Origin of the sequence: Myroides profundi, assembly GCF_000833025.1 — a bacterium.
GTDB classification, from domain to species: domain Bacteria; phylum Bacteroidota; class Bacteroidia; order Flavobacteriales; family Flavobacteriaceae; genus Flavobacterium; species Flavobacterium profundi_A.
In genome coordinates this window covers 3,629,456-3,651,204 of record NZ_CP010817.1, presented here as the reverse complement: position 1 = coordinate 3,651,204, position 21,749 = coordinate 3,629,456, and the positions used below count along the sequence as shown (strand labels likewise).

Annotated in this window: 18 protein-coding genes and 2 tRNA genes; 11 read left to right on the top strand and 9 right to left on the bottom strand. The window is 36.4% G+C overall.

Going from position 1 to position 21,749, the window contains the following annotated elements:
• Positions 1-21 precede the first annotated feature (21 nt).
• Genes porK through MPR_RS16130 form a run of 6 tightly spaced genes read left to right on the top strand, consistent with a single transcriptional unit; the run spans position 22 to position 7,684 of the window.
• Positions 22-1,422, top strand: a complete 1,401-nt coding sequence (gene porK / locus MPR_RS16155; RefSeq protein WP_041894325.1) for a T9SS ring complex lipoprotein PorK/GldK — start codon at positions 22-24, stop codon at positions 1,420-1,422.
• 34 nt (positions 1,423-1,456) lie between these two features.
• Positions 1,457-2,119, top strand: coding sequence for a type IX secretion system motor protein PorL/GldL (gene porL, locus MPR_RS16150; protein WP_041894323.1), 663 nt, complete (start codon positions 1,457-1,459; stop codon positions 2,117-2,119).
• A 28-nt stretch (positions 2,120-2,147) separates the two neighbouring features.
• Positions 2,148-3,710, top strand: a complete 1,563-nt coding sequence (gene porM, locus MPR_RS16145) for a type IX secretion system motor protein PorM/GldM (protein ID WP_041894321.1) — start codon at positions 2,148-2,150, stop codon at positions 3,708-3,710.
• 37 nt (positions 3,711-3,747) lie between these two features.
• Complete coding sequence (gene porN / locus MPR_RS16140; protein WP_041894318.1) at positions 3,748-4,635, top strand: type IX secretion system ring subunit PorN/GldN; 888 nt, start codon at positions 3,748-3,750, stop codon at positions 4,633-4,635.
• Between the two features lie 58 nt (positions 4,636-4,693).
• A complete protein-coding gene (locus tag MPR_RS16135) occupies positions 4,694-5,755 on the top strand; it encodes an NAD(P)/FAD-dependent oxidoreductase (RefSeq protein ID WP_041894317.1) in 1,062 nt (353 codons plus the stop codon).
• A 12-nt stretch (positions 5,756-5,767) separates the two neighbouring features.
• Positions 5,768-7,684 carry an ABC-F family ATP-binding cassette domain-containing protein gene (locus tag MPR_RS16130; protein ID WP_041894315.1) on the top strand — a complete coding sequence of 639 codons (1,917 nt, stop codon included), beginning with the start codon at positions 5,768-5,770 and terminating at the stop codon, positions 7,682-7,684.
• Positions 7,685-7,797: 113 nt separating this feature from the next.
• Here the strand turns inward: MPR_RS16130 and MPR_RS16125 are convergent.
• A tRNA-Met gene (locus MPR_RS16125) sits at positions 7,798-7,870 on the bottom strand.
• 332 nt (positions 7,871-8,202) lie between these two features.
• On the opposite strand from MPR_RS16125, the gene MPR_RS16120 reads away from it, so the two are divergent.
• Complete coding sequence (locus MPR_RS16120) at positions 8,203-8,646, top strand: hypothetical protein (RefSeq protein ID WP_041894313.1); 444 nt, start codon at positions 8,203-8,205, stop codon at positions 8,644-8,646.
• A 29-nt stretch (positions 8,647-8,675) separates the two neighbouring features.
• On the opposite strand, the gene MPR_RS16115 is transcribed toward MPR_RS16120, so the two are convergent.
• The 3 genes from MPR_RS16115 to MPR_RS16105 form a co-directional block, all read right to left on the bottom strand.
• Entirely contained in the window at positions 8,676-9,230 is a 555-nt protein-coding gene (locus MPR_RS16115) for an HD domain-containing protein (protein ID WP_041894311.1), read from the bottom strand.
• A gap of 96 nt (positions 9,231-9,326) precedes the next feature.
• Positions 9,327-9,399, bottom strand: a tRNA-Met gene (locus MPR_RS16110).
• Positions 9,400-9,475: 76 nt separating this feature from the next.
• Complete coding sequence (locus MPR_RS16105; protein ID WP_041894309.1) at positions 9,476-10,132, bottom strand: CatB-related O-acetyltransferase; 657 nt, start codon at positions 10,130-10,132, stop codon at positions 9,476-9,478.
• Between the two features lie 157 nt (positions 10,133-10,289).
• Between MPR_RS16105 and era the strand changes: the two genes are divergently transcribed.
• The 3 genes from era (at position 10,290) to MPR_RS16090 (ending at position 15,360) form a co-directional block, all read left to right on the top strand.
• Positions 10,290-11,177 (top strand): GTPase Era, encoded by an 888-nt coding sequence (gene era / locus MPR_RS16100; RefSeq protein WP_041894305.1) that lies wholly within the window; start codon positions 10,290-10,292, stop codon positions 11,175-11,177.
• A gap of 67 nt (positions 11,178-11,244) precedes the next feature.
• The gene (gene der, locus MPR_RS16095) at positions 11,245-12,555 is read left to right on the top strand and encodes a ribosome biogenesis GTPase Der (protein WP_006264649.1); all 1,311 of its coding nucleotides are present in this window, start codon (positions 11,245-11,247) and stop codon (positions 12,553-12,555) included.
• 105 nt (positions 12,556-12,660) lie between these two features.
• Positions 12,661-15,360 carry an outer membrane beta-barrel protein gene (locus tag MPR_RS16090; protein ID WP_041895603.1) on the top strand — a complete coding sequence of 900 codons (2,700 nt, stop codon included), beginning with the start codon at positions 12,661-12,663 and terminating at the stop codon, positions 15,358-15,360.
• Positions 15,361-15,651: 291 nt separating this feature from the next.
• Here MPR_RS16090 and MPR_RS16085 read toward each other — a convergent pair whose 3' ends face one another.
• Genes MPR_RS16085 through MPR_RS16065 form a run of 5 tightly spaced genes read right to left on the bottom strand, consistent with a single transcriptional unit; the run spans position 15,652 to position 18,847 of the window.
• Positions 15,652-16,482 carry a TPM domain-containing protein gene (locus MPR_RS16085; protein WP_041894303.1) on the bottom strand — a complete coding sequence of 277 codons (831 nt, stop codon included), beginning with the start codon at positions 16,480-16,482 and terminating at the stop codon, positions 15,652-15,654.
• Positions 16,483-16,486: 4 nt separating this feature from the next.
• The gene (locus MPR_RS16080) at positions 16,487-16,927 is read right to left on the bottom strand and encodes a TPM domain-containing protein (RefSeq protein WP_006262160.1); all 441 of its coding nucleotides are present in this window, start codon (positions 16,925-16,927) and stop codon (positions 16,487-16,489) included.
• 11 nt (positions 16,928-16,938) lie between these two features.
• Positions 16,939-17,523 (bottom strand): LemA family protein, encoded by a 585-nt coding sequence (locus tag MPR_RS16075; RefSeq protein WP_006262159.1) that lies wholly within the window; start codon positions 17,521-17,523, stop codon positions 16,939-16,941.
• Positions 17,524-17,540: 17 nt separating this feature from the next.
• Complete coding sequence (locus MPR_RS16070) at positions 17,541-17,870, bottom strand: MerR family transcriptional regulator (protein ID WP_006259638.1); 330 nt, start codon at positions 17,868-17,870, stop codon at positions 17,541-17,543.
• The gene (locus tag MPR_RS16065) at positions 17,870-18,847 is read right to left on the bottom strand and encodes a M23 family metallopeptidase (RefSeq protein ID WP_006259637.1); all 978 of its coding nucleotides are present in this window, start codon (positions 18,845-18,847) and stop codon (positions 17,870-17,872) included. The genes MPR_RS16070 and MPR_RS16065 overlap by 1 nt, the downstream gene beginning before the upstream one ends.
• Before the next feature lie 224 nt (positions 18,848-19,071).
• Here MPR_RS16065 and alaS point away from each other — a divergent pair, with 224 nt between their 5' ends.
• The gene (alaS, locus tag MPR_RS16060) at positions 19,072-21,699 is read left to right on the top strand and encodes an alanine--tRNA ligase (protein ID WP_041894297.1); all 2,628 of its coding nucleotides are present in this window, start codon (positions 19,072-19,074) and stop codon (positions 21,697-21,699) included.
• Positions 21,700-21,749 lie beyond the last annotated feature (50 nt).

Sequence of the window (21,749 nt, the reverse complement as noted above, 5' to 3'; positions counted from 1 at the left end):
TACATAAAAACCTAAAATTATATGAAGAAGATCATTACGTTAGGAGCAGTTTTAGCTTTGATGACCAGTTGTGGAACTGGAGATCGAGGTGAATTGATGCATGGTGAGGCTGGAAAAAGATGGAGCAGTGATAAACCACAAGGGATGTCACTTATTCCAGGAGGTACTTTTACCATGGGTCAAGCCAATGAGGATTTCTTAGGAGCCCAAGATGCGCCAACAAAAACAGTTACTATCGGTTCATTTTATATGGATGAAACTGAAATTTCGAATAACCAGTACCGTAAATTCGTAGAGTGGGTTAAGGATTCTGTTGTTCGAACAAAATTAGCTATTGCAGCTGATGAAATGGGTGTGGCTAAAGAATCAGGTGGTATCGGTGCGTATGCATTCGTAGATGCTGAAGAGGATTTAGAAAGAATGACTCCATACCAACGATATATGTATGAGAACTATTACAGCTTTCAGGTGAGTGATGATATCTACTCTGGTCGTCGTTTAAATAAAAAAGTTCCTTTAGTGAAAGATACTAGAAAGTATCCAGACGCTAATTACGTGGAAGTAATGGATTCATTATATATCCCAGCTAGTGAGACATATAATGGTATGACTACTTTCGATAACTCTAAGTTGAAGTTTAAATATTCTTATGTAGATGTAGATGCAGCTACTAGAGATAGATCAACAGAAAATAGAGGAAAGAGAAATAGACACTTAAAAACTGAGACACTATTAATCTATCCTGATACAACACGTTGGATTAAAGAATTCCAATATTCTTACAACGAACCAATGCACAACGATTACTTCTGGCACGAAGCTTTTGGTGATTATCCTGTAGTAGGGGTAAACTGGCACCAAGCTAAAGCATTCGCTGCATGGAGATCAATGTATAAAAACATCTATTTGAAAGATAATAAGATGACTCTTGAGATCAACGAATTCCGTTTACCAATGGAAAGTGAGTGGGAGTACGCTGCTAGAGGTGGTCTAGAAGGAGCTATGTATCCTTGGGGTGGACCTTATGCTACAGATGAGAAAGGATGCTTTATGGCAAACTTTAAACCAACTCGTTTTGATTATGCAGCAGATGGAGCTCTTTATACAGCTAATGTTCGTTCTTACCCTCCTAATGGATATAACTTATACAATATGGCAGGTAACGTAGCAGAGTGGACTAGTTCTACTTATGATGCATCAAGTTACGATCACATGTCAGCTTTAAAGCCTAGAAATAGACCTAGCGAAAGCCCACTAAAAGTAGTAAGAGGTGGTTCTTGGAGAGACCCAGCATATTTCTTACAAGTTGCTACTCGTGATTCTGAGTACGCAGATTCAGCAAGAAGTTACATCGGATTTAGAACAGTACAGTCTGTGTCAGGTTCTTTATCACGTGTTAACCAAGCAAAAATGGCTCGTTAATAATCAAACAAAAAAATAAAAGAAGAAAAAGGCTATGGCAATATCTAAAAAATTGATGAACTTCTGTTATGGAATGGGAGCTTCAGTAGTAATCATCGGTGCATTATTTAAAATTACGCACATGGAATTTGGACCTTTGAATGGTAACAATATGTTAACTATCGGTCTATTAGTAGAGGCATTTATTTTTGCAATCTCTGCATTCGAGCCAGTTGATGAGGAATTAGATTGGGCAAAGGTATATCCAGAATTAAAAGACGGGAAAGCTAGAGAAGTAAAAGTGGCTAAACAAGCTGTTGTAGAGCCTCAAGATACGGAAGGTATGCTTTCTAAAAAATTAGATCAAATGTTGAAAGACGCAAAAATTGACGGAGAGTTGATGAATAGCTTAGGAAACAGTATTCGTAATTTCGAAGCTGCTTCTAGAGAGATGGGACCTTCTGTGAATTCTGTTGCTTCAACACAAAAATATGCGCAAGAAATGACATTAGCTGCTCAACAGTTAGAGTCTCTAAACAAAGCTTATAAAGTACAATTAGAAAGCGCAACAGCGAATGCTGAAATCAATAAAGCAGTAGCTGAAAACAATGCTCAATTAAAAGAGCAAATGCAAGCATTAACAAACAATTTAGCGTCATTAAACAACGTTTATGGTGGAATGCTTTCTGCTATGGGTGGTGGAAGAAATGCTAATTAGTTTATAATTTTAAAATTATTATAAGGTAATGGCTAAACAAAAACTGACCCCAAGACAAAAGATGATTAACCTGATGTATCTGGTGTTTATCGCGATGATGGCACTTCAGGTATCTACAGAGGTTTTATCAGCTTTTGGTGTAGTGAACGAGAAGTTCGAGGCAGCTAATGAAGGTGCAAAAGCAAATAATGAAGGTTTGCTAGGGGCTTTAGAGAAGAAAGCTGAGGAGAACCCAGCTCAATTCGCTGACCCTGCAAAAAAAGCAAAGCAAGTAGAGAAAATTACTCAGGAGTTCTATGACTTCGTGGGTAAATATAAAACTCTAATTACTAGCGAATTTGAAGGTGAACGCACAGAGAATGGTAAATTACCAGCTGAGCGTATGAATAAATCTGATATTATCAATGATGCTTGGTTCACAGGTGATAATTATTCAGCAGAAGGACAGGCTTTTATCGATGGTATTAATAAGTACAAAAAAGCACTTCTTGATATCTTAGAAAAAGATGCTAAGTTCCAACCTATCGTATTAGATATAAATAGTAAATTTAATCTAAGCGATGTGAAAGATAGCCAAGGAAAAGAGAGAGCTTATTTAAATTATAATTTCTATGGGTTCCCAGCAATTGCTTCTTTGACTAAGTTATCTACCATGCAAAATGATGCGAAGATAGTAGAAGCAGAGATTTATAACAGCTTAATGGGTAATACACTTAGTAAAGCTGCATCTATGAAGAACTATCAAGCTATCGTAGTAGCTGACAAGTCTACTCTTTTTGCTGGTGAAACTTATAAAGGTAGAGTAGTATTAGGTCGTTATGATAAATCAACTGTTCCTACTAAAGTAGTTGTTAATGGTCAAAATATTGATTTATCTAAATCATTAGTTGATGGACAAGTTAACTTAGGATTTACTGTTGGTAACGTAGGTGAGCACCAAATCGGAGGTAAGTTTACTTTCGTAGAGGATGGTCAGCCAGTAGAGATTGATATTAAAGGTAGTTATGTAGTAGTACCTAAACCGAACTCAGCTAATATATCTGCTGATAAAATGAACGTAGTATATCGTGGTGTTTCTAACCCTATGACTATTTCGTTTGCTGGTATTGCTAATGATAAAGTACAAGCTTCTGCTCCAGGACTTACAAGTCAAGGAGGTGGTAAATATACATTAAGACCACAAGCAGGAAGAGAAGTAGTTATCAATGTGACAGGAACTTTACCTGATGGACAAAAAGTATCTGATAGAAAAGTTTTCCGTATTAAAGATATTCCTTCTCCAAGAGGAACAGTACGTGGGGAGTTCAATGCTAAAGGACCTAAGTCTAACTTAGAGATTGTGACTATCGGTGCTAAATTAGAAGACTTTGACTTTGATTTAAATCTTACAGTTACTAGTTTTGTATTGCAAATACCTGGACAACCTAGTATCGTTGTTCCTGGAAATAGAATGAATGAAAGAGCAAAAGCGGCTATTCGTAGAGCTCAGTTAGGTGATGTAGTAGTAATTTCGGATATTAAGGTGCGTTTAGAAGGGGCAGGAGACTATGCTTTGAAAAAAACATCACCATGTACGTTTGAGATTATGTAATTTCACTTAAATTTATAAGAAGAAAATTTTGAAGAATATGAACTGGAAGAATTTTTCACTATATATAGTGTTTACGATGTTTTCAATAGCATCATTCGCTCAGACGAATCTATTGAATGCAAAATCTGCTGCTGATATTGGTATTATGCCAATCTCGGAGATTCTAATCAAAGCAGAAGGACCAATACCTTACGGAAACGTTCGTGAGAAAGATATCTTATTTGGTATTAAAGTATGGGAGAATATTTCGTTAGCTGAGAAAGCGAATGAGATGTATCTATATCCTATTGATGAGTATTCATCTGAAGGAAGAAAACCTCTGTTCCAAGTTTTAATCGATGGTATTAAATCTGGAGAGATTACAGAAGTGTATGATAATAGTGATTTTAAAAATCAACGTACATTAAAAGATATTCAAGACTCTTTCGTGAGAATTGATACTACAGATGCTGGTATCGAGTATTACAATGCTGGAGAAGCTATTCCTGAGGAATATATTCAGAAAGTAGAGTTAAGACCTTCTGACGTTAAAGAGTATCACATCATGGGTATGTGGTATTTCGATAGAAATGAAGGACAGTTAAAATATAGATTATTAGGTATTGCTCCAGTAGTAGCAGACTTGTATACTAAAGGATCAGCTAATGAGAACTATGTAGAGTTATTCTGGATATTCTTTGCTGATGCTCGTAATACATTGTTCCAAAACTATGCATTCAATGCTAAGAACCCACTTAATCCAATCAACTTTGACCATTTGTTAAACTCGAGAAGATTCAGTGCTACTATTTATAAAGCAGATAACCAATATGGTAATCGTAAAATTGATGATTACATCAAGAGTAATGATTTAAAACGTTTATTTGAGGCAGAAAGAATTAAAGAATTGATTCGAAACCTTGAAGATGATATGTGGAATTACTAATTTTGTAGTTTCTAATTTATTAAGCTCTTATCTATTAGAATAGATAAGAGCTTTTTTAATGGCTTTAAGTATGGTAGATTATATTGTAGTAGGTACTGGTTTAGCAGGAATCTGTTTTACAGAAAAACTAGCTAGTGAAGGGAAGTCCTTCGTAGTGATAGACAATGAGAAGCGCTCTTCTTCACTAATGGCAGGTGGAATGTATAACCCTGTCGTATTAAAGCGTTTCACAGATGTGTGGAAGGTCGGAGAACAATTAGATATTGCTTTGCCTTTTTATGCAGAATTAGAAAAGAAATTAGGAGAGAAGTTTATCTTTGAAATGCCTTTGTACAGAAGATTATTATCTGTGGAGGAGCAGAATAATTGGTTCCATGCAGCTGATAAACCTAATTTAGAAAAGTATCTATCACCTAAGTTGGTTCGCGATGAAATTAATGGAGTGAAGTCTCCTTTTGGTTTTGGAGAGGTGAACTATACTGGATATGTAGAAACTAAAACCTTGATTAAGGCTTATAGAGCTTATTTGAACGAAATCAATAGTTATAGACAAGAGGAGTTTGATTACGATAGTTTAAGCTATACAGATGATGAAGTAACTTATAAGGATATAGTGGCTAAGCATATTGTTTTTGCAGAAGGTTTTGGGATGTTGCAGAATCCATTCTTTAAAGATCTGCCTTTAGACGGTACTAAAGGAGAGGTGCTTTTAGTGAAGATTCCAAATCTTAGTATAGATATTATATTGAAGGCAAATGTGTTTTTAATCCCAGTAGGTAATGATCTATATAAAGTAGGCGCTACTTACGATTGGGAAGATAAAACAGATACAACTACAGAAGAGGGTCTAAGAGAGTTGTTAGAAGGGTTAAGAGATGTTGTGGACTTAGACTTTGAAGTAGTAGCTCATAATGCTGGTGTACGACCTACTGTAAAAGATCGTCGTCCATTGTTAGGAAGAAGTAGAGAGTCTGCAAGAATCCATGTATTGAATGGATTAGGAACGAGAGGGGTGTTATTAGGGCCTTTCTTAGCAGAGAAATTATATAATAATATAGAAAAAGCTATGGAGCTAGAGGAGAATATCTCTATTCATAGATATAAGAAGTTTAAATTTTAGTACAATCTAAGTATGTTAAATATACACAATCTATCAGTTTCTTTTTCTGGTGAGTATTTATTTGAGAATGTGACATTCCGCATCGGTGCAGGTGACCGTGTGGGGTTAGTTGGGAAGAATGGAGCTGGTAAGTCCACAATGTTGAAATTATTATCAGGAGATTTAGAGCCTGATACTGGAAGTATGGCTGTTGAAAAAGACCTCCGTATCGGATTCTTAAGACAGGATATTGATTTTATACCTGGTAGGACTGTACTAGACGAAGCTTATCAAGCTTTCGTAGAGATTAAGAAGGTAGAAGCAGATCTTGAAAAGGTTAATGTTGAATTAAATGAACGTACAGACTATGAGTCTGAAAGTTATAGTGAGTTAATCGAAAAGTTAAGTGATTTGACACACCGCTTTGAGATTATCGGAGGATATAATTATGTTGGTAACACAGAGCGTATCTTATTAGGACTTGGTTTTAAACGTGAGGATTTTAATAATCAGACAGATACTTTCTCTGGAGGATGGCGTATGCGTATCGAGTTAGCGAAATTGTTACTACAAGATAACGATTTGTTACTTCTGGATGAGCCAACGAACCACTTGGATATCGAGAGTATCATTTGGTTAGAACAATTCTTAAAGTCGTATGCTGGTGCAGTAGTGATTATTTCGCATGATAAGATGTTCTTAGACAATGTAACGAATCGTACGATAGAAATATCATTAGGGAAGATATATGACTTTAATAAGCCTTATTCACAGTATTTAGTATTGCGTGAAGAACTTCGTGAGATGCAGTTAGCTTCTCAAAAGAATCAGGCGAAGAAGATAGAGGAGACGGAGAAGCTTATCGAGAAGTTTAGATATAAAGCGACGAAGGCTTCTATGGCACAATCTCTTATCAAGAAATTGGATAAAGTAGAGCGTATCGAAGTAGATGAGGATGATAATGCGGTAATGAATATCTCTTTCCCTGTGAGTATAGATCCAGGTAAAGTAGTTTTAGAAATTGATAAAGTAACGAAGCGTTATGGTGATAAAGTGATCTTTAAAGATATCGACTTATTAGTAGAACGCGGGATTAAAGTAGCATTTGTAGGACAGAATGGTCAAGGTAAATCTACGTTGATCAAAGCTATAATGGAGGAGTTTGAATACGAGGGGACTATTAAGCTAGGACACAATGTTCAGTTAGGATACTTCGCTCAAAACCAAGCAGACTATTTAGATGGTGAGAAAACGGTATTAGACACAATGTTAGACGCAGCTACTGATGGTAATCGTGTGAAAGTACGCGATATGTTAGGGTCTTTCTTGTTTAGAGGAGATGATGTTGAGAAGAAAGTGAAAGTACTGTCAGGAGGAGAGCGTAACAGACTTGCATTGTGTAAAATGTTACTTCTTCCTATCAACGTATTGCTGATGGATGAGCCGACGAACCACTTAGATATTAAGTCTAAGAATGTATTGAAGAAAGCACTAGAGAACTTTAAGGGAACTTTACTATTAGTATCTCACGACCGTGACTTCTTACAAGGGTTAACGCAGTTGGTTTATGAGTTTAAAGATCAAAAGATAAAACAATACTTAGGTGATATCAATTACTTCTTAGAAGAACGCAATGCGCAGAATATGCGTGAAATCGAGAAAGTAACTGTTGCTCCTGTGGTTAAAGCAGTAGTAGTGGAGGAGAAAAAAGCACCTGCTTTATCTTATGAAGACCAAAAGAAGCAGAAGACACTTCAAAATAGATTGAGTAAGATTGAGAATGAAATAGCTGAACTTGAGAAGAAGGTAGCTAAGGATGATGAACGTTTAGCTGTAGACTATGAAAAGCTAATGGCTGATGCGAATTTTTTTAGTGAGTATGAGAAGAAAAAGAATAAGATTGATGATTTGATGATTGAGTGGGAAGAAATCCACGAACAATTACAATAGATAATAAAAAAGGGATTACTTAACGTAATCCCTTTTTTTATAAAATAGGCGTAATAAAGTTATATTATTTCAAGAAAAAACCACTTCAAGTGATTGAAGTGGCTTTTACTTAGTAGCGGGAACAGGACTCGAACCTGTGACCTTCGGGTTATGAGCCCGACGAGCTGCCTACTGCTCTATCCCGCGCTATTGTGGTACAAATGTACAACCAATATTTGGGTTGACAAAATCAGACAATTGAGTAAAACAGTGTTTATCGGCTTTAATGTTAAATGTTTTTCACTCTTAGGAGTCTTTTTTACTTAATTATTATTGATAATATATTTTATAGAAGTAATATTACTAGAAGGTTATATTCTTTTTAATAAACTTGTTTGATAGGTGCGTAACTGTTAATTAAAAAAGAGACGATTCATTTATTTTGTGAATATTTTAGTATTTTTGACTGTGTTAGTCAGGGTAATAATAGTACTTATTCTGTTTCTGAGACTTATTATGAATTAATACTTCCCTATTATATGAAGAATATTGAGAAAACATTTCAAATTATTAGTTACCTACAATACCCTTTTCTATTAATAGCTTTATTCTATAGCTTTAAACCGATCTACTATAGAATAGCTTTCGGTAATATGGATACTTATTTATCGTGTATGAATAATGCGTTGATGTTTATAGGAATTGGAGTCAGCTTTTCGGCATTGCAGGATTCGACCAAGACGCAGAATAATTTCTCTAAACGTATATGGCAGAACAAGAAGAAAGGTGCAATAGCCTTGTATATTATAACGCTAATGGCTGTACTTTCTTTTATTGGAGGTGGAGTAGGATATTATTTTGCTGTTTCTAGTATTTTGGAAGAGATAGCAGTTGGCTTACTTGTGCTGGGTATTGGTTTACTAGGATTGCTAAGTGTTGCCATAAATATGTATAAGTACCAACAGAGTATTATAGTAAAATGATATTTAGATAAGAACTATTAGGTAAAACACTATAGTTTATTTTGCTCCTTAAGTATAGACATAAAAGTTTCAAATAGATTTAATGTAATCGTAAATTTAGATACATAAGGTAGATATTTATGGCGAATCAGTTCTTCTGTAAAACCATCTGCACTAGTTTTATTGGTATCGTTGATATTTCTAATACAAGAGTCTAGGCAGTCGACTGCTTTAGCAAATTGTGATTCTAAATCTAAACGTGATTCATATTGGTCTAATATGTTGAGTAATCTAGATTTATTAGGATAGAAAGACTCAATAGTTTTTAATGCATCCCTTTCTTTCTGTTCTTTTAAAAGTAACTCTTGAGGATTATTAAACTTAGCATCTCCAGCATAGACTTCTGCTATATCGTGGTATAGTAAGTATTCGAAGACTTTTAGTCTATTAAGTGGTTTATCTATATATTCTATTAATACATCGGCAATCATTAAACAACTCCAAGAGTGTTCTGCAGTACTTTCTTTTCGATTTTTTACAGATGTACCTCGTTCAACATATTTTAGTTTTTCTAATTCTAATAAAGTTTTGATTAGGTTATTCATTTTTGACAATGTATTATTTGTTCTTGATAAAAATCTGAATTAAACTAAAGTAGGGATATAAAAAAAGCCACTTCGTTAGAAATGGCTTTTACTTAGTAGCGGGAACAGGACTCGAACCTGTGACCTTCGGGTTATGAGCCCGACGAGCTGCCTACTGCTCTATCCCGCGTTATTGTGGTGCAAATATAGAACGAATATTTGGAACTCACAAATGAGTCCCTAAAATAATTCGCTCTTTTTTACTTTTATTTTGATTGTAAGCCTTGTATATACTCAGAATGAGCTAATTCTAAAGCCTTAATATCATTGTTACATAGGTGTTTAAGGAGATGGTTTAGTTTTTCTTCTGACCAATCATAAATTTTTAAATCCAATAACTTTTTTATTATTTCTTCTGAGAAACGCTGTTTTATTGGTTTTGCAGGGTTACCAGCTACGATAGTATACGGTTCGACATCCTTTATAACGACAGCACCTGAAGCAATAATAGCTCCTTCACCTATAGTGATACCAGGCATGATCATAGATCGCATACCTAACCATGCGCCATCACCTATCGTCGTATCTCCTTTTGCTTGATACGCTTCTTGTATCACATCTAGATAAGGGTATAGACTAAACCAATCTGTGCGATGTGTATTATTCCCTCCCATTAAGATAACGACTTCCGCTGCTATACAGACATGGGATCCTATGTATAGCTGATCTATATGCCATAGTGGTTCCCAAGCTTGTAGACTGTATTCGTCTCCGTATAGATAACGTACTACACTATCTTCAAAGCTGCCCGTCCAGGCATTGCTGTAATAACTTGTTGTTCCCTTGATATGTATATTAGGATTCTTGACTGTTTCGTGTAGGTATTCTACTTTAGACCAATGTTTTTTGTTCTCTTCTATCATTTGTTCTCTTCTATTTTTAAGTATATAACCTCAGATAGGTTAATTGTTTATCTATATTTCAAAAGCTAAATATATATAAAGTGTTGTTATAAATAATATTTAATTTTTCCTATGTCATTGATATAAGCTACCTTTGCTACCGAAAAAATTAAATAATATGACGCATAAAGCTGGTTACGTTAACATTATTGGTAATCCAAATGTAGGTAAATCAACACTAATGAATGCTTTAGTAGGAGAGAGATTGTCTATCATCACTTCTAAAGCACAGACTACTAGACATAGAATATTAGGAATCGTAAATGGAGATGATTATCAGATCGTTTTCTCAGATACTCCTGGTATTATTAAGCCTGCATACGAATTACAAGAATCAATGATGGATTTCGTTAAATCTGCTTTTGAGGATGCGGATGTATTGATTTATATGGTAGAGATAGGGGAGAGAGAGTTAAAAGATGAAGCGTTCTTCGCTAGGATAAACAACTCTAAAGTACCTGTAATGTTGCTTCTAAATAAGATAGACAAATCTAATCAAGAACAACTAGAAGAACAAGTAGCCTTATGGAGTGAGAAGGTTCCTAATGCTGAGATATTCCCAATATCTGCTTTAGAGAAGTTTAATACTCAGGCTGTATATGATCGCATCATAGAACTATTGCCAGTATCTCCACCGTATTTCCCTAAAGATGCCCTAACAGATAAGTCAGAGCGTTTCTTCGTAAACGAGATTATTCGTGAGAAGATATTGCTTAACTATGATAAGGAGGTGCCTTATGCTGTAGAGGTAGAGACAGAAGAGTTTAAAGAAGAAGAGAATATCATTCGTATCAAAGCTGTCATTATGGTAGAGCGAGATAGTCAGAAGGGGATTATCATCGGACATAAAGGTGCTGCTTTAAAGAAAGTAGGGATAACATCTAGAGAAGAAATGGAACAATTCTTTATGAAGAAAGTTCACTTAGAACTATTCGTAAAGGTGAATAAAGATTGGAGATCGAGCGACTATCAACTACGTCGTTTCGGATATAATCAAAAGAAATAAGGAATAATAAAATAATCATTAAAATATCGCATTGAAATACTAACTTTGCGACATATTTAAAATATTTATGAGTAATATAGTAGCCATAGTTGGTAGACCAAACGTAGGGAAGTCAACTTTTTTTAATCGATTGATTCAAAGAAGAGATGCCATCGTAGATTCGGTTAGTGGAGTGACACGTGATAGAAACTACGGCAAGTCAGAGTGGAATGGAAGAGAGTTCTCAGTGATTGACACTGGAGGATATATAAAAGGATCTGACGACGTTTTTGAAGGTGAGATTAGACGTCAAGTATCTTTAGCTATTGAAGAGTGTGATGTAGTAATATTCGTAGTAGATGTAGAAGAAGGTATCACACCTATGGATGCTGAAGTAGCTCGTTTATTGCGCAAGGAGACTAAACCTGTATTCGTAGCTGTTAATAAAGTAGACAGCTCGAAGCGTATGGATGATACATTCGAGTTCTATAACCTAGGTTTAGGAGAGATATACCCTATCGCAGGGATGAGTGGAAGTGGTACTGGAGATCTATTAGATGCTGTAGTAGCTGCATTACCAGAAGAAGAAGTAAGAGAGACAGAAGAAGAAGAGTTACCACGTTTTTGTGTTGTAGGTCGTCCTAATGCTGGTAAATCTAGTTTTATCAATGCACTTATCGGTGAAGATCGTTATATCGTTACAGATATTGCTGGTACTACACGTGATGCTATTGATACGCGTTTTACACAGTTTGGTTTTGACTTTAACTTAGTAGATACTGCGGGTATCCGTAGAAAATCAAAAGTAAAAGAAGACTTAGAGTTTTACTCAGTGATGAGATCTGTGAGAGCTATCGAGCACAGTGATGTATGTATCCTTATGGTAGATGCTACACGCGGGTTCGAAGGACAGGATCAGAATATATTCTGGTTAGCAGAGAAGAATAGAAAAGGGGTTGTTATCCTTGTAAACAAGTGGGATTTAGTAGAGAAAGATACTATGACTACTAAACAATTTGAAGATAGAATCCGTCAAGAGATCGCGCCATTTACAGATGTGCCTATTATCTTTACATCTACAGTGACTAAACAGCGTTTATTAAAAGCGTTAGAGACTGCTGTGGAAGTATATGAAAATAGAAAAGCAAGAATTTCGACTTCTAAATTTAATGAAGCGATGTTGCCTATCGTAGAGAATACGCCACCTCCTGCAATTAAAGGAAAATATATCAAGATAAAATACTGTATGCAATTGCCTACAGCTACACCTCAATTCGTATTTTTTGCTAACTTGCCACAATATATCAAAGACCCTTACAAACGATATATTGAGAATAAGTTAAGAGAAATGTACAACTTCAGTGGTGTGCCTATCGATATTTATTTCCGTCAGAAATAGTAAGTAATATATTCTATATATACTAGCGGTCTTTGTGTAATAACATTGACCGCTTTTTTTATGAGAAACTTATTGACGTTACTACTATTAATCTCCTGTGTGAATATGTACTCACAGAGCACTGTGAATATTACTGGGACAGTAGTAGATAGTTTAAAACAACCGATAGAAGCGGTGACGGTATATCTATCGAAAGAGAAAGATTCTACGCTAGTGGAGTACACCATGACGGATGTCAAAGGTAACTTTAAGCTTGCCTTCAGTAAGCTATCTGACCCTTCAGTGCTCAAGCTTTCTATGGTAGGGTACCAAGATTATGCTAAGAAGTTTGAAAATGGGGTACAAGATAATATAGACCTTAAAACACTTATCCTTAAAGAATATGGAAATCAGCTAGACGAAGTATTGATAGTGGCTGATGCTCCTCCTATTCGAATGAAGAAAGATACTTTAGAGTTTAATGCCGCTTCGTTTAAGGTAAGACCTGATGCTAATCTTGAAGAGCTTTTAAAGAATCTACCAGGGGTGCAGCTAGATGAGAATAAAAAGATTACAGTCAATGGTAAGCCTGTCAATGAAATCTTAGTCAATGGTAAACCTTTCTTTAACGAAGATGGAGCAGTAGCACTAGAGAACTTGCCTGCTGAGATTATCAAGAAAGTACAGGTCACTGAAAAAAAGACTAAGAAAGAAAAATTCACAGGTGAACGCAGTAGAACAGATGATGCGAGTATCAATATCACGATAGACGAGGATAAGAATAAAGGGCACTTTGGGCGAGTATCAGGTGGATATGGAACAGATGAGCATTATGAAGCAGGAATGTTCTTAAATGCCTTTAATAAGCGTAGAAAGATTAGTTTGATTGGATCTGCTAATAATATCAATGCTGTTGGATTCTCTATGGACAAGGTGTTTGATAATATGCGTACGGGGCGCTCTAGAGGAGGGCTTACAGAATCGCGTATGTTAGGGCTAAACTTTGTAGAGGATGTATCTGATAAGCTCAAGGTTAATGGTAGTTACGATTATAATTTTGCAGAGACAGAACAAGCTAATAAGTCGTCTAGTACTAAGTTTTTGCCTTCAGGGCAGTTTAGCACAGATTCTAATTCTTCTTCACTAGGAGGGAATGAAGGGCATAGAGGGAATGTATCTGTAGATTATATGGGAGAAAAAGACGCTTTCTATTTTAGCCCTCATTTTAGTACAGATCACACCTATTCGACTAGTGAGAGCAATCAAGTATCTTATGATGAGAATGGAGAAAAACTGAATAGTAGCAATGCTCATTCATCATCTAGAGGGAATTCTGATAGTTTTGGTTCGTCTGCACAGTATACGCGCAAGTTTAAAAAAGAAGGACAATATTTAAGCATCGGTTTTAATAACAGTAATAGGAGTGCTACGAATAATGCATTGAGCGAGTCTCTGACGCAGTTTTTTCAATCAGATACAGAAGAAGATTGGCGTAGACAGTATAGAAAGAATTATACGACTACGGATAGTTATGGTCTATCTGTAAAGTTCACACAGCCTATCACAGATTCATTAAGAGTATCTGTAGGGGTGGACTGGAGTAGAGATCAGAGCATTAATGATCTCCAAGTATTTAACTATAATGAGACAGAACAGGGCTATACTGATGTCAATGTACTAGAGACAAATAGATATACGGATATTGGGAATAAGGTGTCTCCTTATGTAAACTTTGCGTTGAATAAGAATAAGTACAATATTAATATTTCAACGAGAACTCAGATCGTTAAGAATACAGCTACTGCTCTTTATAATGCGAAGTGGTATAGTCTAGATAAACACTATATCGACCCGAATATTAATGCAATGATTAATTATAGACTGACGAAGGATAAGAGTCTATTCGGTATCTATCGATATAATGTCAATTATCAAAGCGCAAGCCAGTTACTTGACATCACAGATATCTCTAACCCATTAACGACTACGATCGGTAACCCTGATCTAAAACCTACTGGGCAGCATAACGTTAATTTGAGCTACCGTTCGTATGACTTTCAGACTCGTGCTGGATATAGTATTTCGGCTAATGCAGGAATATTTGACAATAGTATAGTAGGATCTGTAATCTATGATGAGGATAAGAAGGCTATCTCTACGTATAAGAATATACAGGGGAACTATCAATGGGGAGTTACGGCTGACTGGTTTAAGAATAGTAAATGGGGTGAGCATGCGCTGAGATACGGTATTATGTTTAGATATAATCAGACCATTAATAATGGGTATATAGACGGAGAGACTTATACCGCTAGAGGGAATACGATGGGGCCACGTGTGTATCTAACCTATGATTACGGAGAATGGGTGTCTATAAAACCATCGTATAACTATAATTATAATACAACGAGTTATACTAATTTTTCAGTAGATAAGGCTTCTAACTTTACACATAGATTCAATATACAGACTACAACATATTGGCCGAAGAAGTTTACATTTGGTAACGACTTTGCTTATAATTATAATTCACAGATTGCTAAAGGATTTAAGAAGGATTTCTATATGTGGAATATTAGTCTAGCGTATGATTTCTATAAAGACAAATTCAGTGCTAAGGTGAAAGTGTATGATGTATTAAATCAGAATACAAGTAGTACACGTACGATAGACCCAATGCAGATAGTGGATTCTGAGAGTTTAGTACTGAAGCGATATGTGATGTTCTCACTGACTTATAAGCTTAATGAGTTCGCTGGAACTAAAAAAGGAGGGAATAAAGGAAGAGGAGGAGTCTCTAGACCGATGCGTGTGATGAGTTATTAAAAACAGTACATAAGTAAAATACAAGAAAATATAATAAAGGCAAGTCGAGTATAGCTAGAATAGGAGTTATACCCGACTTGCCTTTTTGATTTATGCGGACTGAGTCCGTAGTGAGTCCGTTATGAGTCCGTACTGACTCCGTTTTATTTAGTGAAATAACGGTGTCAGTATGGAGGTGTAAAGTAGTTGTGTTTTAATGAAAGCAAGCGTGAGTGCATAAAAAAAGCAGGTAATGTAGAAGCGACTAGCACTTACTATATTACCTGCTTATATGTTTAGAATGACGTATGTCTACCAGCTACCGCTAGATCCTCCTCCGGAGAATCCACCGCCGCCAAAGCCTCCACTGAAGCCTCCGCCACCGCCTCCACTTCCGAAGCCACCACCGCCACCGAAGCTTCCACCGCCTCCGCCACCACGGCCAAGACTGCTTAATACGAGGATGTCTAGTAGGCTACTTCCAAAGTCACGTGAGCGATGATTACCTCCGCCTCTTCCATTGTTATCTTTCTTACCGAATACGATAGTCAGTACGATGATCAGTATAATGATTCCTAAACACGCTAGACCACCGATACTATTATCACCATCTGTTCTAACAGTCTTGTCTGCCTTATAGGTACCAGTCAATAGCTCGAAGATAGCATCTGTCCCTTTGTCTAATCCTGCGTAATAATCATTGCGCTTAAACTCTGGGATAATGATATTACGGATAATCTCTCCTCCTTGTCCAGCTGTGATAAGGTGTTCTACTCCGTAACCTGGGTAGATACCGATCTGACGTTCTTTTGCCGCCATTAGGATAACGATACCATTGTCCTTTCCTTTCTGTCCGATGCCCCATTCTTGTCCCCATTTAGGTCCTAGTATACCAATATTTTCTCCTTTTAGAGAAGGAATGGTAATTAGTACTATTTGAGTTGAAGTAGAATCACTATAAGCAATGAGTTTGCGCTCTAATTGCTTCATTTGATTCTCTTCTAGTATGGTAGCATAGTCGTATACAGAAGTTTGGAAAGAGGGTTTCTTTGGAACGTCTAATTGTGCATAAGTTACCTGTGACAATAATAGAATTATAATCAGGGTTATAAAATGATATGCTTTTAGTAATAGCTTGATCATTGATTTATGCTTTTGAAATTTCGTTTGATAATTCGTTCTTATTTTCTTCTAGAGAAGGGAAGTGTACTTTTAGTTGACTTCCTGCTTTTAGGATACCGTAGACTAATCCTTCTTTGAACAGACCTTGTCTGAAGTGATTAATGACTAGTTCTTTGGTTCCTTCCCAGAAGTTGTCTGATTTAACTTTATGGTCTATTCCTTGATCACCTAGTATCACGAATGCTTTAGAGTTAATACAGATGTAAAACAGCACACCATTTCTAGCAGCTGTCTTATCTATGCCTAATTCGAAGAAGACCTCCTGAGCTCTTTCAAAAGGATCTTTCTTAGAAGTCGTTTCGATATGAACTCTAATCTCTCCAGAAGTATTCTTCTCTGCTTGAGTAATAGCAAGAACAATTTCTTCTTCATCCGTTTTGGTTAAAAACTCTCTTAGTCTATCCATTTTATAGTTTTTTAGAATTCTACTTTAGGTGCTTTTTCAGCTCCAGCTTCAGCTTGGAAGTGCGCTCTAGGTTGGTATTTTCCTAAAAAATAAGTTTGTGGTTCTCCACCAATATAAGTGTTGTATGCTTTTACAGTCTGATTAAAACGACTGCGTTGAGTAAAGATCTGATTCTCTGTACTAGCTAGTTCATCCTGTAGTTTTAAGAAGTTTTGATTTGTTTTTAAATCAGGGTATTTCTCTACAGTTACTAATAGTCTTCCTAAAGCACTAGATACACCAGATTGAGCTTGTTGGAATTCTTGGAATTGTTCAGGAGTTACATTAGATGGATCTATATTAATAGAAGTAGCTTTTGCACGCGCATTTACTACAGCTTCTAATGTTGATTTTTCGAAATCTGCAGCCCCTTTTACAGTGTTTACTAAGTTTCCGATAAGGTCGTTTCTACGTTGGTAAGCCCCTTGTACATCTGCCCATGAGGTATTAACTTCTTGGTCAAATGCTAATGCTTTGTTGCGTACACTCATTGAATACATAAAGAATCCTCCGATTAATACTACAAGTACGATGATAATTGGTAAAGCTTTTTTCATTTTGATTTTATTGTTATTTAGAGTTCATTTTTAATATTCAGTAGCGCTGTTTTGATTCCTTCTAGTTTTTGTATGATTTCGAAGTTATCCATAATGTCTTTTGCATTTTTCTTCATGTGTTCTTTAGCACCGTCTAGTGTGAATCCTCTTTCTTTCACTAGGTGATAGATGAGTTGAAGATTTTGCACATCCTGAGGTGTGAACATTCGATTTCCTTTTGCGTTCTTTCTAGGTTTGATAATGTCAAATTCTTTCTCCCAGAATCGCAATAACGAAGCATTTACATCAAATGCCTTGGCAAGTTCGCCAATGCTATAGTATCGTTTATCAGGTAAGTTTAGTTCCATTAGTCAAGTGATTGGTTTTCTTGGTTAGCTTCTTGTGATAGAAGTTCAAATTCTTTAGCAGAGATTTCCCCGTAGTAGTAATTCAGTGGATTGACTACATTACCTTGGTAGTGTACCTCATAGTGTAAGTGAGGACCAGAGCTACGCCCAGTACTACCTACATATCCTATGATATCTCCACGTTTAACAGATTGTCCAGCGCGAGCTTGGTACTTGCTTAAGTGAGCATATCTAGTTAGGTATCCGTATCCGTGATCTATTTCGATTAGGTTACCATACCCAGATAGTTCATTATTAGCACGGATTACTTTACCGTCTCCAGTAGCGTATATCGGAGTACCTACCTCTGCAGAGAAGTCCATACCAGCGTGGAACTTCTTGATTTTAGTAAAGGGGTCACTACGATATCCGTATCCAGATGCCATTCTCTTTAGATCTTCATTCTTCACTGGCTGTATCGCTGGGATAGAAGATAAGAATTCTTCTTTCTTCTTGGCTAGTGCGATAATGTCATCTAAAGATTGGGACTGTATGGCTACCTGTTTCAGTAGTTGATCCATCTTCACATTCGTTTCTGTCAATAGCTTTTCGTTGTTAAGCCCTACGAATGATCTATATCTATTAATACCTCCTAGACCGGACTTGCGTTGTTCATCAGGGATAGGCGCGGTATTAAAGTAAGCTCTATAGATATCGTTATCTCGTACCTCTAATTCGTCTAGTACCTCTGTGATCAGGTCAAGTTTCTTGTTTAGAAGAGTATAGTTAGTTTTGAATTCTGCTATTTCTCTAGCTTGTTTCTTTTCTTTAGGAGTTTGTAGGATATCACTATTAATTAAAAAGATTAATCCAAGCACTCCAAAAATAGCTGCTGTCAGTAAAAACAAGAGTATATTACCTATCTGTCTAAACTTTTTAGGGCGTATTTTAAGGAACGCTAATTTTTCAGGGTCGTAATAATATTTTACCTTAGCCATATTTTTAAAAAAACACTATTTTTGCACTATCTTTTTTGTATCTTATAAAAAGTGCTGTCATTGGTTAGCTAACAAATTTAAAAAATGTTTTCGTTATAATGATAGTTTAAGTGCCAAAGAGAATAAAATAAAAGCTAGTTATTCGTTAATTTATAATATGTTTAACAACTAACCGAATAACTTAATAATAAGAATATAAAAGAATAAATTAGTTTCCAAAGGATATGAAATCACAAGAAATTCGTCAGAAGTTTTTAAACTTTTTTGAAGAAAGAGGTCACATGGTTGTACCTTCTGCGCCGATCGTTCTTAAAGACGATCCAACTTTAATGTTTAATAACTCTGGGATGGCCCAGTTTAAAGAGTATTTCTTAGGAAACGCCAAGCCTAAAAGTAACCGTATCACTGATACACAGAAGTGTCTTCGTGTGTCTGGTAAGCACAATGACTTAGAAGAGGTAGGTATCGATACATACCACCACACGATGTTCGAAATGCTAGGGAACTGGAGTTTCGGAGATTACTTTAAGAAAGAAGCTATCAATTGGGCTTGGGAATTATTGACTGAAGTTTATAACATCCCTAAAGATATTTTATACGTTACTGTATTTGAAGGTAGCGAAGAGGAGAACGTTCCTTTTGACCAAGAAGCTTATGATATCTGGTGTACCCTAATTGATAAGGATCGTATCCTGATGGGGAATAAGAAAGATAACTTCTGGGAAATGGGAGATCAAGGACCTTGTGGACCATGTACTGAGATTCACGTAGATATCCGTAGTGCTGATGAGAAAGCTAAAATAGCGGGTAGAGAATTAGTGAATGGAGATCACCCACAGGTAGTAGAGATCTGGAATAACGTATTTATGGAGTTTAACCGTAAAGCGGATGGTTCTTTAGAGAAGTTACCTGCTCAGCACGTAGATACAGGTATGGGATTTGAGCGTCTATGTATGGTGCTTCAAGGAGTACAGTCTAACTATGATACAGATGTATTCTCTCCACTTATCGCTAAAGTATCTGAGCTTACAGGTGGTAAATACACAATGAAAGCAAAAGATGATGAGGAAGAGAAGATTAATATCGCTATCCGCGTTATTGTTGACCACGTAAGAGCAGTTGCTTTTGCTATTGCAGATGGACAGTTGCCTTCTAACAATGGAGCAGGATATGTGATTCGTCGTATCTTACGTCGTGCTATTCGTTATGCATTTACATTCTTAGATAAGAAAGAACCATTCATCTACGAATTAGTAGAAGTATTAAGTGCACAGATGGGAGCATTCTTCCCTGAAATCACTAGTCAAAAAGAATTAGTGAAAAACGTGATTAAAGAAGAAGAAACTTCTTTCTTAAGAACGTTAGAGCAAGGGTTACATTTATTAGACAATGTGATCAAACAAACAGAAGGTAAAGTAGTATCAGGAGTGAAGGCTTTTGAACTATACGATACTTTTGGTTTCCCTATTGACTTGACAGCTCTTATCCTTAGAGAGAAAGGATATGAACTAGACGAAGCTGGATTTGACGCAGCAATGTTAGAACAAAAAACACGTTCTCGTGCGGCATCAGAAGTGTCTACAGATGACTGGACTGTATTGGTATCAGGAAATGTAGAGCAGTTTGTAGGATATGATCAGTTAGAGAATGAAGTGAAGATCACTCGTTATAGAAAGATTGATAGTAAAAAAGATGGTAAGTTATTCCAAATCGTATTAGACGCTACTCCATTCTATCCAGAAGGAGGAGGACAGGTAGGAGATACTGGAGTATTAGTATCTGCTAATGACACGATCCAAGTAATCGACACGAAAAAAGAGAATAACTTAATATTACATATCGTAAGAGAGCTTCCTGCTAATGTAGAAGGAACTTTAGTAGCGAAGGTAGATGTAGATGCTCGTAAGCAATCTATGGCTAACCACTCTGCTACTCACTTACTACACCAAGCATTGCGTACTATCTTAGGTACTCACGTAGAACAAAAAGGTTCGTTAGTAGCTCCTACGCACTTGCGTTTTGACTTCTCTCACTTCTCTAAAGTGACAGAAGAAGAGTTAGCACAAGTAGAGGCATTTGTGAATGATAGAATTCACGATCACTTGCCATTAGTAGAGCGCAGAAGTATCCCTATGGCTCAGGCTATCGCTGAGGGTGCTATGGCATTATTCGGTGAGAAGTATGGTGATGAGGTACGTGCTATTAAGTTCGGAGAGAGTATGGAGCTATGTGGAGGTACTCACGTAGGGAATACTAGTGATATCTGGCAGTTCAAGATCGTAAGTGAAGGAGCTGTAGCTGCTGGTATTCGTCGTATTGAGGCGATTACGAATAAAGCTGCTCGTCAGTTCTACGCTGAACAAGAGTTGACACTTAAAGAGATCAAAATGGTATTAAAGAATCCACAAGATACTCTAAAAGCGGTAGGTGCTCTTCAAGATGAGAATGCTAAGCTTAAAAAGCAAGTAGAGCAACTATTAAAAGAGAAAGCGAAGAACTTAAAAGGAGACTTAAAAGGTCAAATCCAAGAAGTAAACGGTATTGCTTTCTTAGCAGTAGAAGTGGACTTAGATGCTTCAGGAGCAAAAGACTTAGCGTATGAGTTAGGTAATGAGTTCTCTAATCTATATGTACTGTTCGGTAGTGTAGCTAATGATAAGCCAATGTTGACATGTTATGTATCTAAAGATATAGTAGAGAGCAAAGGTCTTAATGCAGGTACTATCGTACGTGAGCTAGGTAAACACATCCAAGGTGGTGGTGGTGGACAAGCATTCTTCGCTACAGCAGGAGGTAAGAACCCAGCTGGTATGGCAGAAGCTATTGCTCACGCAAAAGATTATTTGAAATAGTATTATATTTGTAATAATAATAGATAAAAAAAGATTCTCATGTGAGAATC